The organism is Bradyrhizobium sp. BEA-2-5, assembly GCF_032918025.1.
Taxonomy (GTDB): Bacteria; Pseudomonadota; Alphaproteobacteria; order Rhizobiales; family Xanthobacteraceae; genus Bradyrhizobium; species Bradyrhizobium pachyrhizi.
The window spans coordinates 2,903,754-2,921,869 of record NZ_CP136629.1 but is presented as its reverse complement, the minus strand read 5'-3'; the positions used below and the strand labels follow the sequence as shown (position 1 = coordinate 2,921,869).

The window sequence follows — 18,116 nt, the reverse complement described above, 5'->3', positions numbered from 1 at the left end:
TCTTTGGTTGTTTCATCATGGCGTGCCCGCATTGTGCCAGAATTGCGGGGGTATGATCGTCCTCCCGATAACAAAAAAGCCTGGGAGGACTTTCGTGACTAATCCAAGCAACATTCAGAAACACGAGGGCGACGGTGCGAAGGCGTTCGACCGTCGGACAATCTTGCGCGGCGCAACCGCGCTTGCTGCAACCGCGATGGCGGCATCCGATGCCGCAGCGCGCGACTTCGGTTCCAACGCGGAGCCGCAGCGCTATCCCGATCCGGACATCGTTGTGATCGACGACAAGCGCTTCAAGGCCAAGGTCGGCAACACCGCGATCAAGCGGCTCTACACCGGCTGCCTGTGGGCGGAGGGTCCGGCCTGGAACGCGCAGGGCCAGTATCTAGTCTGGAGCGATATCCCGGCCAATCGGCAGTTGCGCTATCTCGATGATGACGGCCACATCTCCGAGCAATTCCACAAGCCGTCGAACGAGGCCAACGGCTCGACCTTCGATTTCGAGGGCCGCCAGATCACCGCCGAGCGCACACGCCTGGTGCGCTACGAGCACGACGGAACCGTCACGCCCTTGGCGGAGCAGGCCAATGGCAAGCAGCTCAACGGGCCGAACGACATGGTCGTGCATCCCAACGACAAGTCGATCTGGTTCACCGATCCCGGCTATGGCGCGATCTCGATCTATGAGGGCCAGCTGGCCAACACCGGATCGAAGCAGCCTTACCAGAAGGAAGCCGTCTATCGCATCGACGCTGCGACCGGCCAGATCACCAAGGTCGCCGACGAGCCGTTCAAGCCGAACGGCATCGCCTTCAGCCACGACTACAAGAAGGTTTATGTCTGCGACACCGGCACTACGCACTATCCGAATGCTAAGAACATCGTCTGGCAGTACGACCTCAACGGCGACAAGCTCTCCAACCCGCGCACGCTGATCGACATGACGCTGGACGGCAAGTCAGGCTTCCCGGACGGCCTGCGTGTCGACGTCGACGGCAATATCTGGGTCGGCGCCGGCTGGGTCGGACCGGGCTATGACGGCGTGCAGGTGTTCGCGCCCGACGGCCAGCGGATCGGCCAGATCCTGCTGCCGGAGACTTGCGCCAACCTCACCTTCGGCGGCAAGAAGCGCAACCGCCTGTTCATGACGGCAAGCCAGTCGCTCTACGCGGTTTATGTGGAGACGAAGGGCGCACATAACTGCTGATCTAACCGTCGTCCCGGCGAAGGCCGGGACCCATTACCACTACAGTTGGTTGTAAGAAAGCTGGGGCCCACATCGTTCACGACACTCTCGGTCGTGGTTATGGGTCCCGGCCTTCGCCGGGACGACAGCGTAGCTAGCCGCTATTCCGCAACCCCGCCGAGATGCCGTTGATGGTGAGCTGAATCCCGCGCAGCACCTGCTCGTCAGGGTTCTGCGCGCGATGCTCCTTCAAGAGCTCGACCTGCACGTGGTTGAGCGGGTCCATGTAAGGGAAGCGGTTGCGGATGCCGCGCTCCAGCAGTGGATTGCCCTGGAGCAGCCGGTCCTGGCCCATGATGTCCAGGAGCGTCTCGATGCAGGAATGCCATTCGCGGCGGATGCGGCCGAAGATCTTCTCGCGCAAGGCTTCGTCGGGCACGAGCTCGGCATAGCGCGAGGCGATCGCGATCGAGCTTTTCGCAAGCACCATGTCCATGTTCGACAGCAGCATGCGGAAGAACGGCCATTCCTGGTAGAGCTCCTTCAGGAACGGCATGCCCTTGTCGGGATGCTCGGCGATCCATTGCTCGACCGCGCTGCCGAAGCCGTACCAGCCCGGCAGCATCAGGCGGCATTGCGCCCAGGAGAACACCCAGGGGATGGCGCGAAGGTCCTCGATGGCGCGGGTCTTCTTGCGCGAGGCGGGGCGGCTGCCGATGTTGAGCGTCGCGATCTCGTTGATGACGGTGGAAGCCCAGAAATAATCGACGAAGCCTTCCGTTTCGTAGACCAGGCCGCGATAGGCCTTGAACGCGAGGTTCGAGAGCTCATCCATCGCGACCAGATATTCGCGCCGCGGTGCGCTCTGGCGCGGATGCAGGAGGCTTGCTTCCAGCGTCGCCGCGGCGAGGATCTCCAGATTGTTGCGGCCGACCTCGGCATTGGAGTATTTCGACGAGATGATCTCGCCCTGCTCGGTGATGCGGATCTGGCCGTTCACGGCGCCGCCGGGCTGCGCGATGATGGCGTCATAGCTCGGCCCGCCACCGCGGCCGACCGAACCGCCACGGCCGTGGAACAGGCGCAGCCGCACGTGGTGGCGCTCGAACACCTCGACGAGGCCGATCTCGGCCTTGTAGAGCTCCCAGCCCGAGGTGACGAAGCCGCCGTCCTTGTTCGAGTCGGAGTAGCCGAGCATGACCTCCTGCACGCTGCCGCGGCTGTCGACCAGACGGCGGTAGTCGTGCAGCGACAGCATGCGATCCATGATGCCGGATGAGGCCTGCAGATCCTCGATGGTCTCGAACAGCGGCACGATGTTGACGGCGCTGCGGCCGGAGGGATGGACGAGGCCGACCTCCTTGAGCAGCACGGCCACTTCCAGCATGTCCGACATGCCCTTGCACATCGAGATGATGCATTGGGAGATCACCTCCGGCCCGAACCTGGCGTGCGCCTCGGCCGCGGCTCGGAACACGGCGAGCTCGCTCTGGGTCTCCTCGGAATATTTCACGAAGGGCGAGGCCAGCGGCCGTGCATTGCGCAGCTCGCCGAGCAGCAGGCTGACGCGCGCGTCCTCGCCGAGCGCGAGATAGGACATGCCGGGATTGGCGGCGTCCATCAGCTCGGCGATGGTGCGCTCGTGCACGGCCGAGTTCTGGCGGATGTCGAGCCGGGCGAGATGGAAGCCGAAGCAATCCACCGCGCGGCGCAGCAGCCGCAGCCGGCCGCGGGCGATGACGCGGGCGTTGTTGGAGATCAGCGAGCGGTGCAGCACGTCGAGATCGGCCTGCAGCTCCTTGACGCTGGCATAAGGCGCCGCTTTGCCGACCGGCCGGCGTGTGATCTCGACCTCCAGCCGAGAGGCTGTCGCCGCAAGCCTCGCATAGATGCCCGAAACGGCCAGACGATACGGCTCGCCGCTGCGATGCGGCGAGGTGTCGGGCGAACGCTCGGCGAGGCTCCGCAACTCGTCCGAGACGTCGGCGAGATGCGCCGCCAGCGACAATTCGGCGCCAAGCGCATGCAGCTCCTCGAGGTAGAAGTTGAGCGCCTGGCTCGACTGCAGGCGCAGCGTGCCGCGCATCACCTCCGCGGTGACGAAGGGATTGCCGTCGCGATCGCCGCCGATCCAGCTTCCCATCCTGAGGAAGGATGCGAGTTCGCCGGCCTCGCCGCCCTCCTTGTTCAGGCGGTCCTCCAGCGCGCAATGCAGCCGCGGCACCTCGCGCAGGAAGGTGTAGTCGTAGAAGGACAGGCCGTTGGCGACCTCGTCGAGCACGGTCAGCTTGGTCCGGCGCAAGAGATTGGTCTGCCACAGCGTCAGCACCTCGCGGCGAAGCTGCTCGTCGCTGGCCCGCCTCCTCCGCGGTCAACGCGACCCGCTCGCGGCGGTCGAGCAGGCCGGCGACCTCCATCTCGCGGTCCATGGTGCTCTTGCGGCGGACTTCGGTCGGATGCGCGGTCAGCACCGGGCTGACCAGCGCGGTCTTGAAGAAGTTGCGGAGATCGGCCGGGCTGATGCCGGCCTGACGGGCATGCACCAGCGTCTGTTCCAGCGTGCTCGGCCGCGGTGCCCCGCTCGGCCCGCGGCTGCGCATCTGGCGGATGTTGTTCTGGTCCTCGGCGATGTTGGCAAGGTGCGAGAAATAGCTGAAGGCACGGACGATCCGCACCGTCTCGGAGGTCGACATGCTGTCGAGGATCTGCTCCAGCTCACGGCGGGCGAGCCGGTCCTCGTCGCGGTGGAACCGGATCGAGGTCTGCCGGATGCGCTCGACCAGGTCGAACACGTCGGCGCCCTCCTGATCGCGCACGGTGTCGCCAAGGATGCGCCCGAGCAGGCGAATGTCGTCCCGGAGCCGCGCATCCTCCTCCTGCGCGGTCGCTTCCAGAAGGCTGGCCTCTGCGGCACGCTTTGCGCGGATTTCCGCCTCGGACGGCATGGTCTGGGGAGGCATTACCTGGGGAGACATGGCTTGGCTACTCCAGAGGCTGCCCGGCTCCTCCCGAGTGTGCGCTTTTTTTGCCGCAGCGCAAGATGAACTTGGTGGCGGTGCACACATCCACCAACGTCGCCCCGGCGCAGGCCGGGACGACGTCGAGTTTTGCGGCCTAGATTCTCCGTCCGGCCTGCTCCCAATAGGGATCGCGCAGGCGGCGCTTGAAGATCTTGCCGGAATCTTCGCGCGGCAGCCCGCTGCGGATCTCGATGTGCTTGGGCACCTTGTAATCGGCGAGCGAGGTCTTGAGCTGGGCGCGGACCGAGGCGATGTCGAGCGTTACGCCTGCCTGCGGCTCGACCACCGCCATCAGCGCTTCGCCGAATTCAGCGTCGGGGATGCCGAAAACGGCGCAATCGTGCACGCCGGGCACGGCGTGCAGCACGGCTTCAATCTCGGCCGGGTAGATGTTGACGCCGCCCGAGATCACCATGTCGCGCTTGCGGTCACAGATGAAGACGTAGCCGTCCTCGTCGATGTAACCGACGTCGCCGGAGGTGATGAAGCCGTCGCGATCGATCTCGGCGCGCTTCTCCGGCTTGTTGTGATAGGTGAAATCGGGATTGCCCTTGATCCGCGAATAGATCTCGCCGATCTGGCCCTGCGGCACCTCCTTGCCGTCCTCGCCGATGAACCGCAGCTCGGCGCCCGTCGAAATCCTGCCGACGGTGCCGGGCTTCTTCAGCGCATCCTCGGAGGTCGCGAAGGTCACGGCGCTGGATTCGGTCGAGCCGTAGAATTCGTAAATCACCGGCCCCCACCATTCGATCATGGCGCGCTTGACGTCGGCCGGACACGGCGCGGCGGCGTGGATGACATGGCGCAGCGAGGACACGTCGTACTTGTTGCGCACCGCCTCCGGCAGCTTCATCAGGCGGATGAACATGGTCGGCACCATGAAGATGGTGTCGATCTTGTATCGCTCGATCGCCTGCAGGAATTCCTCCGCCTCGAAGCGCGGCATCAGCACCAAGACGCCACCGAGCTTGCCGGCACGGATGCCGAATGAATTCGGCGCGGAGTGATAGAGCGGGCCCGGCAGCAGCGCCCGGGCGCCGGGCTTGAGCCCATAGATCATCGCGCGCATGGCTTCCGCATTGGCGGTTTGCTCCGGCGTCGGCGCGTTGCGGCGGACGCCCTTCGGATGGCCCGTCGTGCCCGACGTGTAGATCATGTTCATGGGCTGCGGCACCACCGGGCCGTCATAGGGCCGGTGCTGCGCGAGCCAGGATTCGAGACCGATCGCGAAGTCCGGCGGCGTCAGACGATCGGGATCGATCTTGTAGGTGGACAGGATCTCAGGCGGCGTCGGCACGCTGAGCACGGTGACGCCGGGCGGGATCGCGCCGCGCAGCGGATGCAGCATGTCGGCATGCGCGATCAGCACGGACGTGCCGGAGTCCTCGAGGATGTAGTTGATCTCCTCCGGCTTGAAGTGCCAGTTGATCGGCACGCCGTAGGCGCCGAGCCGCATCGCGGCGTAGGCGGCTTCGAGGAAGGCGATGTCGTTGCGCATCAGCATGCAGACGCAATCGCCTGGCTTGACGCCGAGCTTGGCGAGGCCGCTGGCAATACGGTCGGCGCGCTCGGCGACCGCAGCGTGATCGCGCCGGCGACCGCCGCTGACGATGCCGAGGAAGGGCTGGGACGTTTCCATTGTCGTTGTCCGATCTTTCGTCGGGTTAAATGTCATTCCGGGGCGCGTGAAGCGCGAACCCGGAATCTCGAGATTCTCAGGTGCGCAATTGCGCACCATAGTTCGATGCTGCGCATCGCCCCGGAATGACGGCGGTCGTTACCCCGCATCCGCAAACCTCGGCGCGCGCTTCTCCAGATTGGCGCGGACCGCCTCGGTCTGGTTCGGACTGCCGATCAGCTTCTGCTGCTCGACGGACTCGGCGAGCAGCGCCGGGCCGGGATCGACCGAGAGATTGTTGAGCATCCGCTTGGCCGCCCGGATCGCATCGGGGCTCTTGCCGGCGATCTCGCGCGCGGCTTCGAGGGCGCTCGCGCGCGGGTCGTCACAGATGCGCGTGGCGAGGCCGTAGGGCCTCCTGGGCGGAGAAGATGCGGCCGGTGTAGGTGAGATCGCGCAGGATGTCGTCGCGCACGAGCGAGGCCAGGATTGGCGTGCCCGCCATGTCGGGCACGAGGCCCCATTTGATCTCCATGATCGACATCCGCGCGTCCGCCGAGAGAAAGCGCATGTCGGCACCGAGCGAGAGCTGGAAGCCGCCGCCGAAGGCGACGCCATGCACGGCCGCGATCACAGGCACCGGAAGCTGGCGCCAGCCCCACACGGCGGCTTGCGGAAAGTTGGCCTGGCCGTGGGTGCGCTTGGTGAGATCGCGATTTTCGCCACCCGGAATTCCGTTGCCGCCCTTCTCCTTCATGGCGGCAAAACGCCCCATGTCGAGCCCGGCGCAGAAAGCGCGGCCTTCGCCCGACAGCACGACCACCCGAACGGCTTTTTCCCTGGAAAGTCGGTCGGTTGCGGCCACCAATGCCTCGAACATCGCAGCGTCGAGCGCGTTCATCTTGTCCGCCCGCACCAGGCGGACATCGGCGATACCGTCCGAAATCGATATCGAAACGCGATCTTCCATTGAAATCTCCTCCGCTGTTCCTTGTTGGCGCTTTACAGAAAGGCCGTTGTCCGCTTTTAGTCAATCGACCAATTAACTGACAACCCCCGTGGAGGAAACGATGTTCTCTGATCAGCTTCTTGCCGGGCGGCGCATACTGGTAACCGGTGGTGGCACCGGTCTCGGCAAGTCCATGGCCTCACGGTTCCTGCAGCTCGGAGCGGAGGTGCATATCTGCGGCCGCCGCAAGAGCGTCTGCGATGAAACCGCCACCGAGCTGATGGCCGAGCATGGCGGGCGCGTGGTCAGCCACGGCGTCGATATCCGCAACGCCATGGCCGTCGACGAGATGATCGAGGCGATCTGGACCACCAGCGGCCCGCTGACCGACCTCATCAACAACGCCGCCGGCAATTTCATCTCGCGCACCGAGGAGCTGTCGCCGCGCGGCTTCGATGCGGTCGCCAACATCGTCATGCACGGCACGTTCTACGTGACGCATGCCGTGGGCAAGCGCTGGATCGCTTTGAAGCAGCCCGGCAACGTCGTCTCCATCACCGTGACCTGGGTGCGCAACGGCTCCCCCTATGTGGTGCCGTCGGCGATGAGCAAGTCGGCGATCCACGCCATGACGATGTCGCTGGCGACCGAATGGGGCCGCTACGGTATCCGCCTCAACACCATCGCACCCGGCGAGATCCCGACCGAGGGCATGAGCAAGCGCATCAAGCCGGGCGATGAAGCCGGCGCGCGCACCAAGGCGATGAACCCGATGGGCCGCGTCGGCACCATGGAGGAACTGCAGAACCTCGCGGTGTTCCTGATCTCCGGCGGCTGCGACTGGATCAACGGCGAGACTATCGCCATGGACGGCGCCCAGGCGCTCGCCATGGGCGGCAATTTCTACCAGCTCCGCGACTGGAGCGACGACGACTGGACCAAGGCGCGCGAGTCGATCAAGGCGCAGAACGAGAAGGATCGCGCGGCGCGGGGCTGAAGCAACGGCTCGCGCAACAAACGCCGCTGTCGTCCCTGCGAAAGCAGGGACCCATAACCACCGCTCAAAGCTACCGAGCACGCTGGGGCCACAGCGCGCTCGACAACTCGATCCCGTGGTTATGGGTCCCGGGTCGCGCTTCGCTTGCCCGGGACGACGGTGTGGATGGATCGTGCACAACCCTCCGTATTGTTTTTCCCGCGCGATGCCGCCACACTCGGCGCAACCAAAACAAGACGTCACGGGGGAAACATGTCCGACGCGCCGAAACTGACCAACCTCGCCGACATGGTGCGCGAGCGCGCGAAGAGCCGCGGCAACGCCATCGCCTATGAATTCGAAGGGCGCACTACCAGCTTTGCCGAGTTCGACGTCACGACCAACAAGGTCGCCAACGCCCTGATCGCGATCGGCGTGAAGAAGGGCGATCGTATCGCCTATCTCGGCAAGAACAGCGATCTCTATTTCGAGCTGCTGATGGGCGCGATGAAAGCCGGCGTCGTGATGGCGCCGGTGAACTGGCGGCTCGCAGGGCCCGAAGTCGCCTTCATCGTCGAAGACTGCAGGGCGCCGGTGCTGTTCGTCGGGCCCGAATTCATCACGCAGGCGCGCAACATCCGCGACAAGCTGCCGAGCGTCCGGGCCATCATCACGACCGAGGGCGGCGCGCCGGAATGGCCCGACTTCGTCGCGTGGCGCGATGCGCAGAGTGGCGACGACCCGAGGGTGCCGATCGACACGAGGGACATTGCGATCCAGCTCTACACCTCGGGCACGACGGGCAAGCCGAAGGGCGCGATGCTGTCGCATGCAAACTTCCTCAACCTGGTGCAGACGGGCAATGCCGAGGACAAGCCCGAGTGGAACCGGTGGTCGACCGACGACGTCTCGCTGGTCGCGATGCCGATCTTCCACATCGGCGGCTCCGGCTGGGGCGTGATGGGGCTCTATCATGGCGCCCGCGGCGTGATCGCGCGCGAATTCGATCCGACCAAGGTTCTGGATTTCTTCGAGCAGTCGGGCATCACGAAGCTGTTCATGGTGCCGGCGGCGATGCAGTTCGTGGTGCGGCAGCCGCGCGCCAGGACGGTGGATTTCTCGCGGCTGAAATACATGCTCTACGGCGCCTCCCCGATCCCGGCGGCGCTGCTGAAGGAGTGCATCGAGGTCTTCAAATGCGGCTTCGTGCAGATGTACGGCATGACCGAGACGACAGGAACGATCGTGGCGCTGCCGCCGGAGGATCACGTCGAGGGGCTCGAGCGGATGCGCTCGGCCGGCAAGGCGCTGCCGGGCGTCGAGATCGCGATCTTGGACGTGGACGGCAAGCCGCTGCCGCCGCGCCAGGTCGGCGAGATCGCGACGCGCTCGGGCTCGAACATGGCGGGCTACTGGAATTTGCCGGAGGCAACCGCGGCGACGTTGCGCAGTGACGGCTGGCTGCGCACGGGCGATGCCGGCTACATGGACGAGGACGGCTATCTCTACATCCACGACCGCATCAAGGACATGATCATCTCTGGCGGCGAGAACATCTACCCGGCCGAGGTCGAGAGCGCGCTGTGCGATCATCCCGATGTCGCCGAGGCCGCCGTGATCGGCGTGCCCGACGACAAATGGGGCGAGGCGGTGAAGGCGGTGGTGGTGATGAAGCCCGGCAAGGAAGCAAGCGCCACGGACATCATCAACTTCACCCGCGAGCGCATCGCCGGCTACAAGACGCCGAAATCGGTCGACTTCATCCCGACGCTGCCGCGCAACCCGTCGGGCAAGATCCTGCGGCGGAGCCTGCGCGAACCGTACTGGGCGGGCAAGGACCGGCAGGTGAATTAGCCTCCTCTGTCGTCCCGGCCTTCGCCGCGACGACAATGGAGAGAGTCATCACGTCTTCTTCATCTTCTCCCGCATCGTGCGCCACCGCTCCTGCGCCTCTTTCGGCCAGACCTCTTTCCGATCGTAATACTCGGCGAATACTTTTGCGCCCGGCGGGAACGTCACCCAGGGCTGCTTCGAGGAGGTGAAGATGTGCGCATCCGGCGGGCACTGGCCCGGATCGTCCAGTGTGCCGACGCGGACAAAGCGCACCGCCGGTCCCGCGCCCGGATAATTGCTCCACACCGCGACCTTGCAGATGGGGCAGCGCGCGATCTTCTGCCCCTTTCCGCTCGCCGACGGCGTGTCGACGATCTCGGGCTCGGCCGCGATGTGCTCGACCCGCTCGGCCTCGTACATCGCGTTGAGCGCGTGCACCGTGCCGGTCTCGCGCTGGCACCAGGTGCAGTGGCAGGCGTGCACGATCAGCGGCCTGCCGGTCAGGCGGTAGCGGACGTTTCTGCAGGTGCATCCACCTTCGATGCTCATGCCGCCTCCTCTGCGTTAGTGCTTGCCGGCTCCCATATAACCGAACAGGAATCCCGCCACTTTCCGCATCTGGATTTCCTCGCTGCCTTCGGTGATGCGATATCGCCGGTGGTGGCGGTAGATGTGCTCGAACGGCTTGTGGCGTGAATAGCCCATGCCGCCATGGACCTGCATGGCGCGATCGGCGGATTCGCAGCAAAGGCGGTTTGCCCAGTAGTTGCACATCGAAACGCGGTCGGAGAGCGTACGCTCGATCTGCTCCTCGGTGAGTTGGTCCATCTCCCAGGCGGTCTTGCGGATCAGAAGGCGCAGCATCTCGGCTTGCGTCGCGAGCTCGACCAGCGGGAACTGGATCGCCTGGTTCTCCGCGAGCGCCCTGCCGAACGGCTTTCGCTCGCGCGCGTATTTGACGCTCTCGTTGATGCAATAGACCGCAGCGCCCAGCGAGCTGGCCGCCTGGCGGATGCGGTTCTGGTGCACGAAGCACTGCGCCAGCGACAGGCCGCGGCCGACCTCGCCGAACAGCGCATCCTCCGGAACGAAGACGTCGGTGAAGCTGACGCGGGGATGATCGGTCGGCATGTTGAAGGTCCACATGTATTCTTCGACCTTGACACCGGGCTGCTTGGCCGGGACCAGGAAGCAAGTGATGCCGCGGGCATCGCCGTCATTGCCGCTGGTGCGCGCGAACAGCGCGCAGTGCGTGGCGACGTGCATCCCGGTGGTCCACATCTTCTCGCCGTTGATGATCCAGCCCTTGACGTTGTCGCGGGTGGCCGGCTCCGCGCGCGTTTCCATGTGGGTCGCGTCCGAGCCGTGATGCGGCTCGGTGAGGCCGAAGGTGATGCGGTACTTGCCCTTGATCGAACCGTCGATCATCGCCTTCTGGTCGTCGCGGCCGTAGCGGTCGAGCATGGTGACGACGGGGAAATTGCCGACGATGGAGTGCTCGTTCTGGAGATCGTTGTGCAGGCCAAGCCCCTTCGCGGCGAAGTGCTCGCGGATCACCGCCATCCAGAGGTTGGACCCGTCCTTGCCGCCATATTGCTTCGGTACCGGAAAACGCAGATGGCCGGCAGCGTCGGCGAGATCCTTGGCCTTGCGCAGCAGCGCTTCCCATTCGTGGCGCGGCAGGCCGCCATTCTCGAAATCAGTACGTGCCCATTCGCGGCGGTGGTCGAAGAAACGGATGTTGTCGTCGGCCTCCTCCAGCGGCTTGATCTCGCGTTCGATGAAACGGTCGAGCTCTCCGAGATAGGCTGTCAGGTCAGCCGGCAGATTGAAATCCAAGGCGGTCTCTCCCGGAAATATTGTTGATTCTGATTTTGCGTCTAGACGCTGTCGCGTATCCGCGTTCGGGTCGATTAAGGTGAGAAGCCTGTCGCCAAGTCAAGCAGGCGAGCGAGGCTTGCACGCGCGGTCGCCTTGCGTAATTGGATGGCACGGAACGACGCGCAGGCGCTAGGATATCAGCAATATTCTTCGCCGCAGAAAATCGACGGGAGCATACATGGAGCTGAAATTTTCCAAGGTGGAACGCAAGGGACCGATCACGATCGTCACGCTGTCGCGGCCCGAGGTCTACAACGCGCTGCACACCGATGCGCATTTCGAGCTTCAGAAGGTGTTTGACGATTTCTCCGCCGACCCCGAGCAGTGGATCGCGATCGTCACAGGCAGCGGCGACAAGGCGTTCTGCGCCGGCAACGACCTGAAGTGGCAGGCGGCGGGTGGCAAGCGCGGCTGGGACAAGGGCGGCTTTGCCGGCCTCACCTCGCGGTTCGACTGCGACAAGCCGATCATCGCTGCGGTGAATGGCGTTGCGATGGGCGGCGGCTTCGAGATCGCGCTGGCGTGCGACCTGATCATTGCGTCGGAGAACGCGACCTTCGCCCTGCCGGAGCCGCGCGTCGGCCTCGCCGCCCTCGCCGGCGGCCTGCACCGCCTGCCGCGGCAGATCGGGCTCAAGCGCGCCATGGGCATGATCCTCACCGCGCGCCATGTCGGCGCCAAGGAAGGGCTCGAGCTCGGCTTTGTCAACGAGGTGGTGCCGCAGGGCGAGGCGCTCGCGGGCGCGCTGCGCTGGGCCGAGATGATCGCCAAGAATTCGCCGATGTCGATCCGGGCCTCGAAGCAGGCGATCCAGAAGGGGCTTGGCGTGTCGCTGGAGCAGGCGATCGCGGAGCAGCGGGACTATCCGGCCGTGAAGGCGATGGTCGCCTCGCAGGACTACATCGAGGGCCCGAAGGCGTTCTCGGAGAAACGGCCGCCGAAATGGCTCGGGCGGTAATCGCTCTGTCCACTCGTCGTCCCGGCGAAGGCCGGGACCCATACTCGGCGGCCAGTGTTGTGAACGGGATCGTCGTTCCGGCCGTGCGCAACACCCGATATTTGTGGTAATGGGTCCCGGCCTGCGCCGGGACGACGTCGGATGTATCGCGGCCTGTTGAGCGCCGCGATACCCATCAGCGTCATTCGCGTGTCGTGATGGGTTTCGCTTCGCTCTACCAATCCTACTTGGTCGCCAGCTCCCGCTTGTAGGACGCGTAGCTCGGCTGATCGACGGCGAGCTTGTCCATCGTGGTCGCCCACAGATGCTCCGAAAGCCCGGGCGTTTTCAGATCGACCTCGCCACCCGCGATCTTCTCCGACAGCACGCGGTTCAGCTCCATCAGCGTCCCGTCGGTGCCCAACAATTGCCTCAGCCGCGCAGCTTCGGTCGCATCACCGGCCTCGGCGAGCGCGAGCTGCCGCGTCACCAGGTCGAGCGCGTTGATGCCGACGCGCAGCTTGAAGCCGTTGTGCCCCTTGATCGCGGGCGCGATCTCGCTGCGCAGGAAATCGGCGACGGCCTTGATCAGTTCGGTGGGTGTCGGTTCGTCCTGCATCTCAACGACCTCTCGGTGCGAGTAGCCTAAGCAGATCGATCTCGGTTTCCGACGCGCGCCGCCCGATCATCGCGCGCTCCATCGAGTGATCCGGGCCGCTTCGGAATCGCTGCATCATGCCGCCGCACATGATGCCCCAGCGCAGCGTGCCCATCACTTCCCAGAATTTCACGCGCGCGGGATCGACCTTTCGGCCTGCGGCCTCATAGCCCGCGAACAGCTCCTCGCGTGTGCCGAAACCGCCGACCGGCTTGTCGATCTCCCCGAAGCGCCAGGAGTTCACACAGACCCAGCCGAGATCCTCCATGGGATCGCCGAGATGGGCGAGCTCCCAGTCGAGCACGGCGCGCACACCGTCCGCGCCGATGATGAGATTGCCGTTGCGGAAATCGCCATGCACCAGCGTGGTCTCGGCCGCGGGACCGGGATCGTGGTCGCGCAGCCAGCGCAGCGCCAGCTCGAACACCGGGCGCGGCCAGTTGAAGCTGTGATACTCGCGGGCGAGATCCTCGATCTCCCGGGTTGCGGTCAGGCTGCGCAGCTTCGGCAGTTTGGCCTGCGGCAGGCCATGGATGCCGGCGATGACGCGGCCGAGCTGGCGGGCGAGGATCGGCCGTGCACCGGCAAATTCCTCGTCGCGCAAAATTTTCCGCGCGATGGTCTCGCCCTCGACCCGCGCCATGATGAAGCCGCGGCCAAGGCCGTCCTCCGGCCTCAAGACATGCATCACCTTCGGCGATGGCAGGCCCGCGTCATGCGCGAGCTGCATCAGCGTCGCCTCGGCATCGAGGCCGGCGGCGCGGCCCGGCGCGGCACCGTAGCCCGGCGGCGCGCGGCGCAGGATCGCGCCGATAGTGCCGTTCGGGTGCACGATATCGAACGTCCAGGTCTCCTGGCTGGCGCCGCCGGAGAGCTTTGCGGCACCGGTGACGCCGGTTGCGCCCGGATGAAACGAGGCGACGCTGCGGGAGAGTTCGGCCTCGATCATTTGCCCTTGAACTGCGCGGGACGCTTCTCGAGAAACGCGGTGACACCTTCCTTGAAATCCTCGGCGCTACCGGCAAGGCGCTGCGACTCGAATTCGAGATTGAGCTGATCCTCGAAGGAATTTTCCGGGCTGTCCCAATAGAGCTTGCGGATCAGCGACAAAGCGATCGTCGGGCCGCTGGCGAGCTCGCGCGCGAGCTTCATCGCCTCCTCCATCAGCACGCCGTCATCGTAGACGCGGTTGACGAGGCCCCATTCCAGCGCCTTCTCCGCCGGCAGCCGCTCCCCCATCAGCGACAATTCGATCGAGCGCGCCCGGCCGACGAGACGCGGCAGGAGCCAGGTCGAGCCGCAATCCGGCACGAGCCCGATGCGACGGAAGGCTTGCAGGAAATAGGACGAGCGCGCGCACAGGATCATGTCGCCAAGCAGCGCGAAGCTCATGCCGGCGCCGGCGGCGGGACCGTTGACCGCGGTGACGATCGGACAGTGCAGCTTACGCAATCGGCGCAGGAACGGATGGAACGCGGTCTCTAGCGCCGCGCCGGCATTGCTCTTGCCGGGCTTCTGCTGGTTGCGGCCCTGGAGATTCGCACCGGTGCAGAACGCGCGGCCCGCGCCGGTCAGCACCACGCAGCGCACCTCGTCCTTCTTCTCCTCGATCGCATCGAGCGCCTCGGCGAGACCGCCCAGCATGTCCACGGAGACCGCGTTCATCACCTCCTGATGGTCGAGCTTGAGGATCGCGACCGCGCCATCGAAATCGAGCGTGACGTGTTTGAACTGCATGGTTTCCTCTTCACGTTGTTTCGCCGGTTTGGTACCGCGGTAGGTCGATCCTTCGACCCATATTTGATTTTTGTGCCGGGCTTGTCCATGGTCGGCGGCAAGCCCATCCGTGAACGCGTGATTAGCGCGCACCAAACCAAATGGAAACCCCAATGAGTGGCATTTTCGACCTCTCCGGCCGCGTGGCCGTGATCACCGGCGGCAATGGCGGCATCGGGCTCGGCATCGCGCAGGCGCTCGCGGCCCAAGGCTGCAACGTCTCGATCTGGGGGCGCAACGCGGAAAAAAACGCCAACGCCGCGGCCTCGATGAAGGCCGGCCCCGGCAAGGTCGCGACGCAATTCTGCGACGTCAGCGATTCCGCCTCGGTCAATTCCGCGATGAAGGCGACGCTCGACATTTTCGGCCGGGTCGACGGCTGCTTCGCCAATGCCGGCATCGGCGGCGGCGGCCGACGCTCCTTCATCGAGCGCACCGAGGAGGAATGGCGCACGATGTTCGCGACCAATCTGGACGGCGTGTTCCACGCCTTCCAGGCCGCGGCACGCCACATGACCGACCGCGCCGAGGCCGGTGACAAGTTCGGCCGGCTGGTCGCGACCTCGAGCCTCGCCTCGCTGTTCGGCACCGCGCGCAACGAGCACTATGCCGGCACCAAAGCGGCGCTGAACGCGCTGTGCCGCGCACTCGGCGTCGAGCTGGCGCGCCACGGAGTCACCGCGAATGCGATCCTGCCGGGGTGGATCAAGAGCGACATGACGGCAGGACTCATGGCCAACGACAAGTTCGTCGCCAACGTCATGCCGCGGATTCCGATGCGGCGCTTCGGCGAGGCATCGGATTTCGGCGGCATCGCGGTGTATCTGATGAGCAAGGCGTCGTCGTATCACACCGCGGATTGCTTTGTGATCGACGGCGGGTACACGGCGTTCTAGCCCAGCCCTTCCCGCATCAACGGTGTCGTCCCGGCGAAGGCCGGGACCCATACGCCGCGGCGGGTGTTGTGAACGGGATTCGTCGTACCGGCATCGCACCACAAATGACATCGGTGGTTATGGGTCCCGGCCTTCGCCGGGACGACATCGAGTTTTTTGCGCCAGTTCTGAATCATACATCCGTATCCTCGCGGCGCCGCTGAGTCCGAGTCTTGCGTTTACTTGCCCTCCTCTCACACAGGGCGCAGGAAAGCGCACCTGGGGGCGCGCATCTTGGCGCGAGCCCGGAACGACGAGTGGAGAGTGTAACCGCGCGACGCCGCGTCGCTTCCGTCCCGGCAGAACTGCTGCTAGCGTTTGAGCCGCAAGGGACGCAATGAGGCGGCTTTTAAACAGGCAGGGAGGATATTTCAGATGTTTTCACACGTGATGGTTGGCACCAACGATCTGGACAAGGCCAAGGCGTTCTATGATGCGCTGCTGAGCACGCTCGAGGTCCGGCCGGCCAGGGTCGACGGCCATCGCATCTTCTACATCACCAAGACCGGCGTGTTCTCGGTCTCGAAGCCGATCAACGGCGAACCGGCGACCTGCGCGAATGGCGGCACGATCGGCTTTGCCTGCAGCTCCCCGGAGCAGGTCGACGCCTGGCACGCCGCCGGCATCGCCAATGGCGGCAAGCCTTGCGAGGACCCGCCGGGCGTACGGGAAGGGTCTGGCGGCAAGCTCTATCTCGCCTATCTGCGCGACCTCGACGGCAACAAGATCTGCGCGATGCACCGGATGAGCTGACCGGCGCCCGCCGGAATCTTTTCACGCTGTACGCGGCGGCGTTCAAACAACGTTTGAAACGCCGTCGCGAAATTCCACGATGCGGTAGAGGTGATCGGAAAATCGGTACTCGCGCTTCGCGTCGCACGCGTCTATTGTCCGCCGCGAAACGCGCCTTCGCGAGGGAGAAAAGAAAATGAAGCATGCCTATGTGCCGCGCACCACGAACTACACGCTCAATCCGGGCGACGAGCTCAATGACCTGCGCATGTCGGACAAGGTCCGCCCGCTCTATGACCATGTGAAGCAGTTCATCCGCGACACGGTCGACCCGATGTCGGTCGAGTTCTATCGCGCCGGCGAGAAGAAGACCAACCGCTGGAGCTTCACGCCGAAGCAGCTCGAGGTGCTGGAGAAGGCCAAGAACAAGGCCAAGCAGGAAGGTCTCTGGAACTTCTTCCTGCCCGATGACGAGACCGGCCAGGGCCTGAAGAATCTCGACTACGCCTATATCGCGGCCGAGCTCGGCAAGAGCCCGCTGGCCTCCGAGACCATGAACTGCTCCGCGCCCGACACCGGCAACATGGAAGTGCTGGAGCGCGTCGGCACCAAGGAGCAGAAGGAGAAGTGGCTGAAGCCGCTACTCAATGGCGAGATCCGCTCGGCCTATGTCATGACCGAGCCGAACGTCGCCTCCTCCGACGCCAAGAACATCTCGACCACGGCCAAGCTCGTCGGCGACGAATGGGTCATCAACGGCGAGAAATACTACATCTCAGGTGTCGGCGATCCCCGTTGCAAGATCCTGATCGTGATGGTGAAGACCAACCCGGATGCAGCGCCGAGCAAGCAGCAGTCGCAGATCCTGGTGCCGCGCGACACGCCCGGCGTCGAGGTGCTCGGCCCCATGTATGTGTTCGGCCAGGACCACGCCCCGCGCGGCCACATGCACATGCGCTTCAACAATGTGCGGGTGCCGAAGGAGAACATCCTGCTCGGCGAAGGCCGCGGCTTCGAGATCTCGCAGCTCCGCCTCGGACCGGGCCGCATCCATCACTGCATGCGCACCATCGGCAAGGCCGAGAAGGCGCTCGACCTCATGGTACAGCGTGGCCTCACCCGCGAAGCCTTCGGCAAGAAGATCGCCCATCTCGGCGGCAACATGCAGATCATCGCGCAGGCGCGCTGCGAGATCGAGGCGATGCGGCTGATGGTGCTGAAGGCCGCCAAGGCGATGGACGTGCTCGGCAACAAGGAGGCCCGCGTCTGGGTCTCCATGGTCAAGGCCATGGTGCCGGAGCGCGCCTGCAAGATCATCGATCAGGCGATCCAGATGCATGGCGCCACCGGCATCTCGCACTGGACCCCGCTCGCCGAAATGTACCAGGACGTGCGCCACCTGCGCTTCGCCGACGGTCCGGACGAGGTGCATTGGATGGTGGTCGGCCGGCACGAGCTGAGCATGGCGTAGTCGCTTCTTCTCCTTCTCCCCGCTTGCGGGGAGAAGGTTGGGATGAGGGGCTCCCCTGCACGGGGCGGTGAATGCTGAACTCGCGGAGAACCCTTCACCCGAATCGCATCTAACGATGCGATCCGACCTCTCCCCGCAGGCGCG

13 protein-coding genes and 2 pseudogenes are annotated in these 18,116 nt (G+C 64.9%); 7 read left to right on the top strand and 8 right to left on the bottom strand.

Translation table 11 applies throughout. The annotated features are described in order from the left end of the window. Positions 1-94 precede the first annotated feature (94 nt). Positions 95-1,207 carry an SMP-30/gluconolactonase/LRE family protein gene (locus RX327_RS13545; RefSeq protein WP_152977765.1) on the top strand — a complete coding sequence of 371 codons (1,113 nt, stop codon included), beginning with the start codon at positions 95-97 and terminating at the stop codon, positions 1,205-1,207. 133 nt (positions 1,208-1,340) lie between these two features. Here the strand turns inward: RX327_RS13545 and ppc are convergent. From ppc to RX327_RS13530, 3 genes and pseudogenes are all read right to left on the bottom strand, one after another. After that, a pseudogene (ppc, locus tag RX327_RS13540) lies at positions 1,341-4,146 on the bottom strand (phosphoenolpyruvate carboxylase). Positions 4,147-4,300: 154 nt separating this feature from the next. Next, entirely contained in the window at positions 4,301-5,845 is a 1,545-nt protein-coding gene (locus tag RX327_RS13535) for an acyl-CoA synthetase (RefSeq protein ID WP_317250562.1), read from the bottom strand. Positions 5,846-5,983: 138 nt separating this feature from the next. Continuing rightward, positions 5,984-6,794, bottom strand: a pseudogene (locus RX327_RS13530) (crotonase/enoyl-CoA hydratase family protein). A 100-nt stretch (positions 6,795-6,894) separates the two neighbouring features. On the opposite strand from RX327_RS13530, the gene RX327_RS13525 reads away from it, so the two are divergent. Then, on the top strand, positions 6,895-7,770 hold the full coding sequence (locus RX327_RS13525) for an SDR family oxidoreductase (protein WP_317250561.1): 876 nt from the start codon (positions 6,895-6,897) through the stop codon (positions 7,768-7,770). Positions 7,771-8,022: 252 nt separating this feature from the next. Further along, the gene (locus RX327_RS13520) at positions 8,023-9,603 is read left to right on the top strand and encodes a fatty acid--CoA ligase (protein WP_317250560.1); all 1,581 of its coding nucleotides are present in this window, start codon (positions 8,023-8,025) and stop codon (positions 9,601-9,603) included. A 48-nt stretch (positions 9,604-9,651) separates the two neighbouring features. Here the strand turns inward: RX327_RS13520 and RX327_RS13515 are convergent, their stop codons facing one another. Together RX327_RS13515 and RX327_RS13510 are read right to left on the bottom strand one after the other, a co-directional pair. Next, the gene (locus RX327_RS13515; RefSeq protein WP_050386052.1) at positions 9,652-10,131 is read right to left on the bottom strand and encodes a GFA family protein; all 480 of its coding nucleotides are present in this window, start codon (positions 10,129-10,131) and stop codon (positions 9,652-9,654) included. Positions 10,132-10,146: 15 nt separating this feature from the next. Then, on the bottom strand, positions 10,147-11,421 hold the full coding sequence (locus RX327_RS13510; RefSeq protein ID WP_317250559.1) for an acyl-CoA dehydrogenase family protein: 1,275 nt from the start codon (positions 11,419-11,421) through the stop codon (positions 10,147-10,149). A gap of 220 nt (positions 11,422-11,641) precedes the next feature. On the opposite strand from RX327_RS13510, the gene RX327_RS13505 reads away from it, so the two are divergent. Then, positions 11,642-12,421: an enoyl-CoA hydratase-related protein gene (locus tag RX327_RS13505; protein ID WP_317250558.1), complete on the top strand. Its 780-nt coding sequence runs from the start codon at positions 11,642-11,644 to the stop codon at positions 12,419-12,421. Between the two features lie 223 nt (positions 12,422-12,644). Here RX327_RS13505 and RX327_RS13500 read toward each other — a convergent pair whose 3' ends face one another. From RX327_RS13500 to RX327_RS13490, 3 genes are read right to left on the bottom strand one after another with little or no spacing between them, the layout of a single operon-like run. Beyond that, positions 12,645-13,019 carry a DUF6285 domain-containing protein gene (locus RX327_RS13500; RefSeq protein ID WP_317250557.1) on the bottom strand — a complete coding sequence of 125 codons (375 nt, stop codon included), beginning with the start codon at positions 13,017-13,019 and terminating at the stop codon, positions 12,645-12,647. A gap of 1 nt (position 13,020) precedes the next feature. Further along, the gene (locus RX327_RS13495) at positions 13,021-14,007 is read right to left on the bottom strand and encodes a phosphotransferase family protein (RefSeq protein WP_317250556.1); all 987 of its coding nucleotides are present in this window, start codon (positions 14,005-14,007) and stop codon (positions 13,021-13,023) included. Beyond that, a complete protein-coding gene (locus RX327_RS13490; RefSeq protein ID WP_317250555.1) occupies positions 14,004-14,795 on the bottom strand; it encodes an enoyl-CoA hydratase/isomerase in 792 nt (263 codons plus the stop codon). The genes RX327_RS13495 and RX327_RS13490 overlap by 4 nt, the downstream gene beginning before the upstream one ends. A 152-nt stretch (positions 14,796-14,947) precedes the next feature. On the opposite strand from RX327_RS13490, the gene RX327_RS13485 reads away from it, so the two are divergent. The 3 genes from RX327_RS13485 to RX327_RS13475 all read left to right on the top strand — a co-directional run bounded on the left by RX327_RS13485 (position 14,948) and on the right by RX327_RS13475 (position 17,972). Further along, positions 14,948-15,730: an SDR family oxidoreductase gene (locus RX327_RS13485; protein WP_317250554.1), complete on the top strand. Its 783-nt coding sequence runs from the start codon at positions 14,948-14,950 to the stop codon at positions 15,728-15,730. Between the two features lie 414 nt (positions 15,731-16,144). Further along, the gene (locus RX327_RS13480; protein WP_317250553.1) at positions 16,145-16,522 is read left to right on the top strand and encodes a VOC family protein; all 378 of its coding nucleotides are present in this window, start codon (positions 16,145-16,147) and stop codon (positions 16,520-16,522) included. A 175-nt stretch (positions 16,523-16,697) separates the two neighbouring features. Next, a complete protein-coding gene (locus RX327_RS13475; RefSeq protein ID WP_317250552.1) occupies positions 16,698-17,972 on the top strand; it encodes an acyl-CoA dehydrogenase family protein in 1,275 nt (424 codons plus the stop codon). Positions 17,973-18,116: the final 144 nt, after the last annotated feature.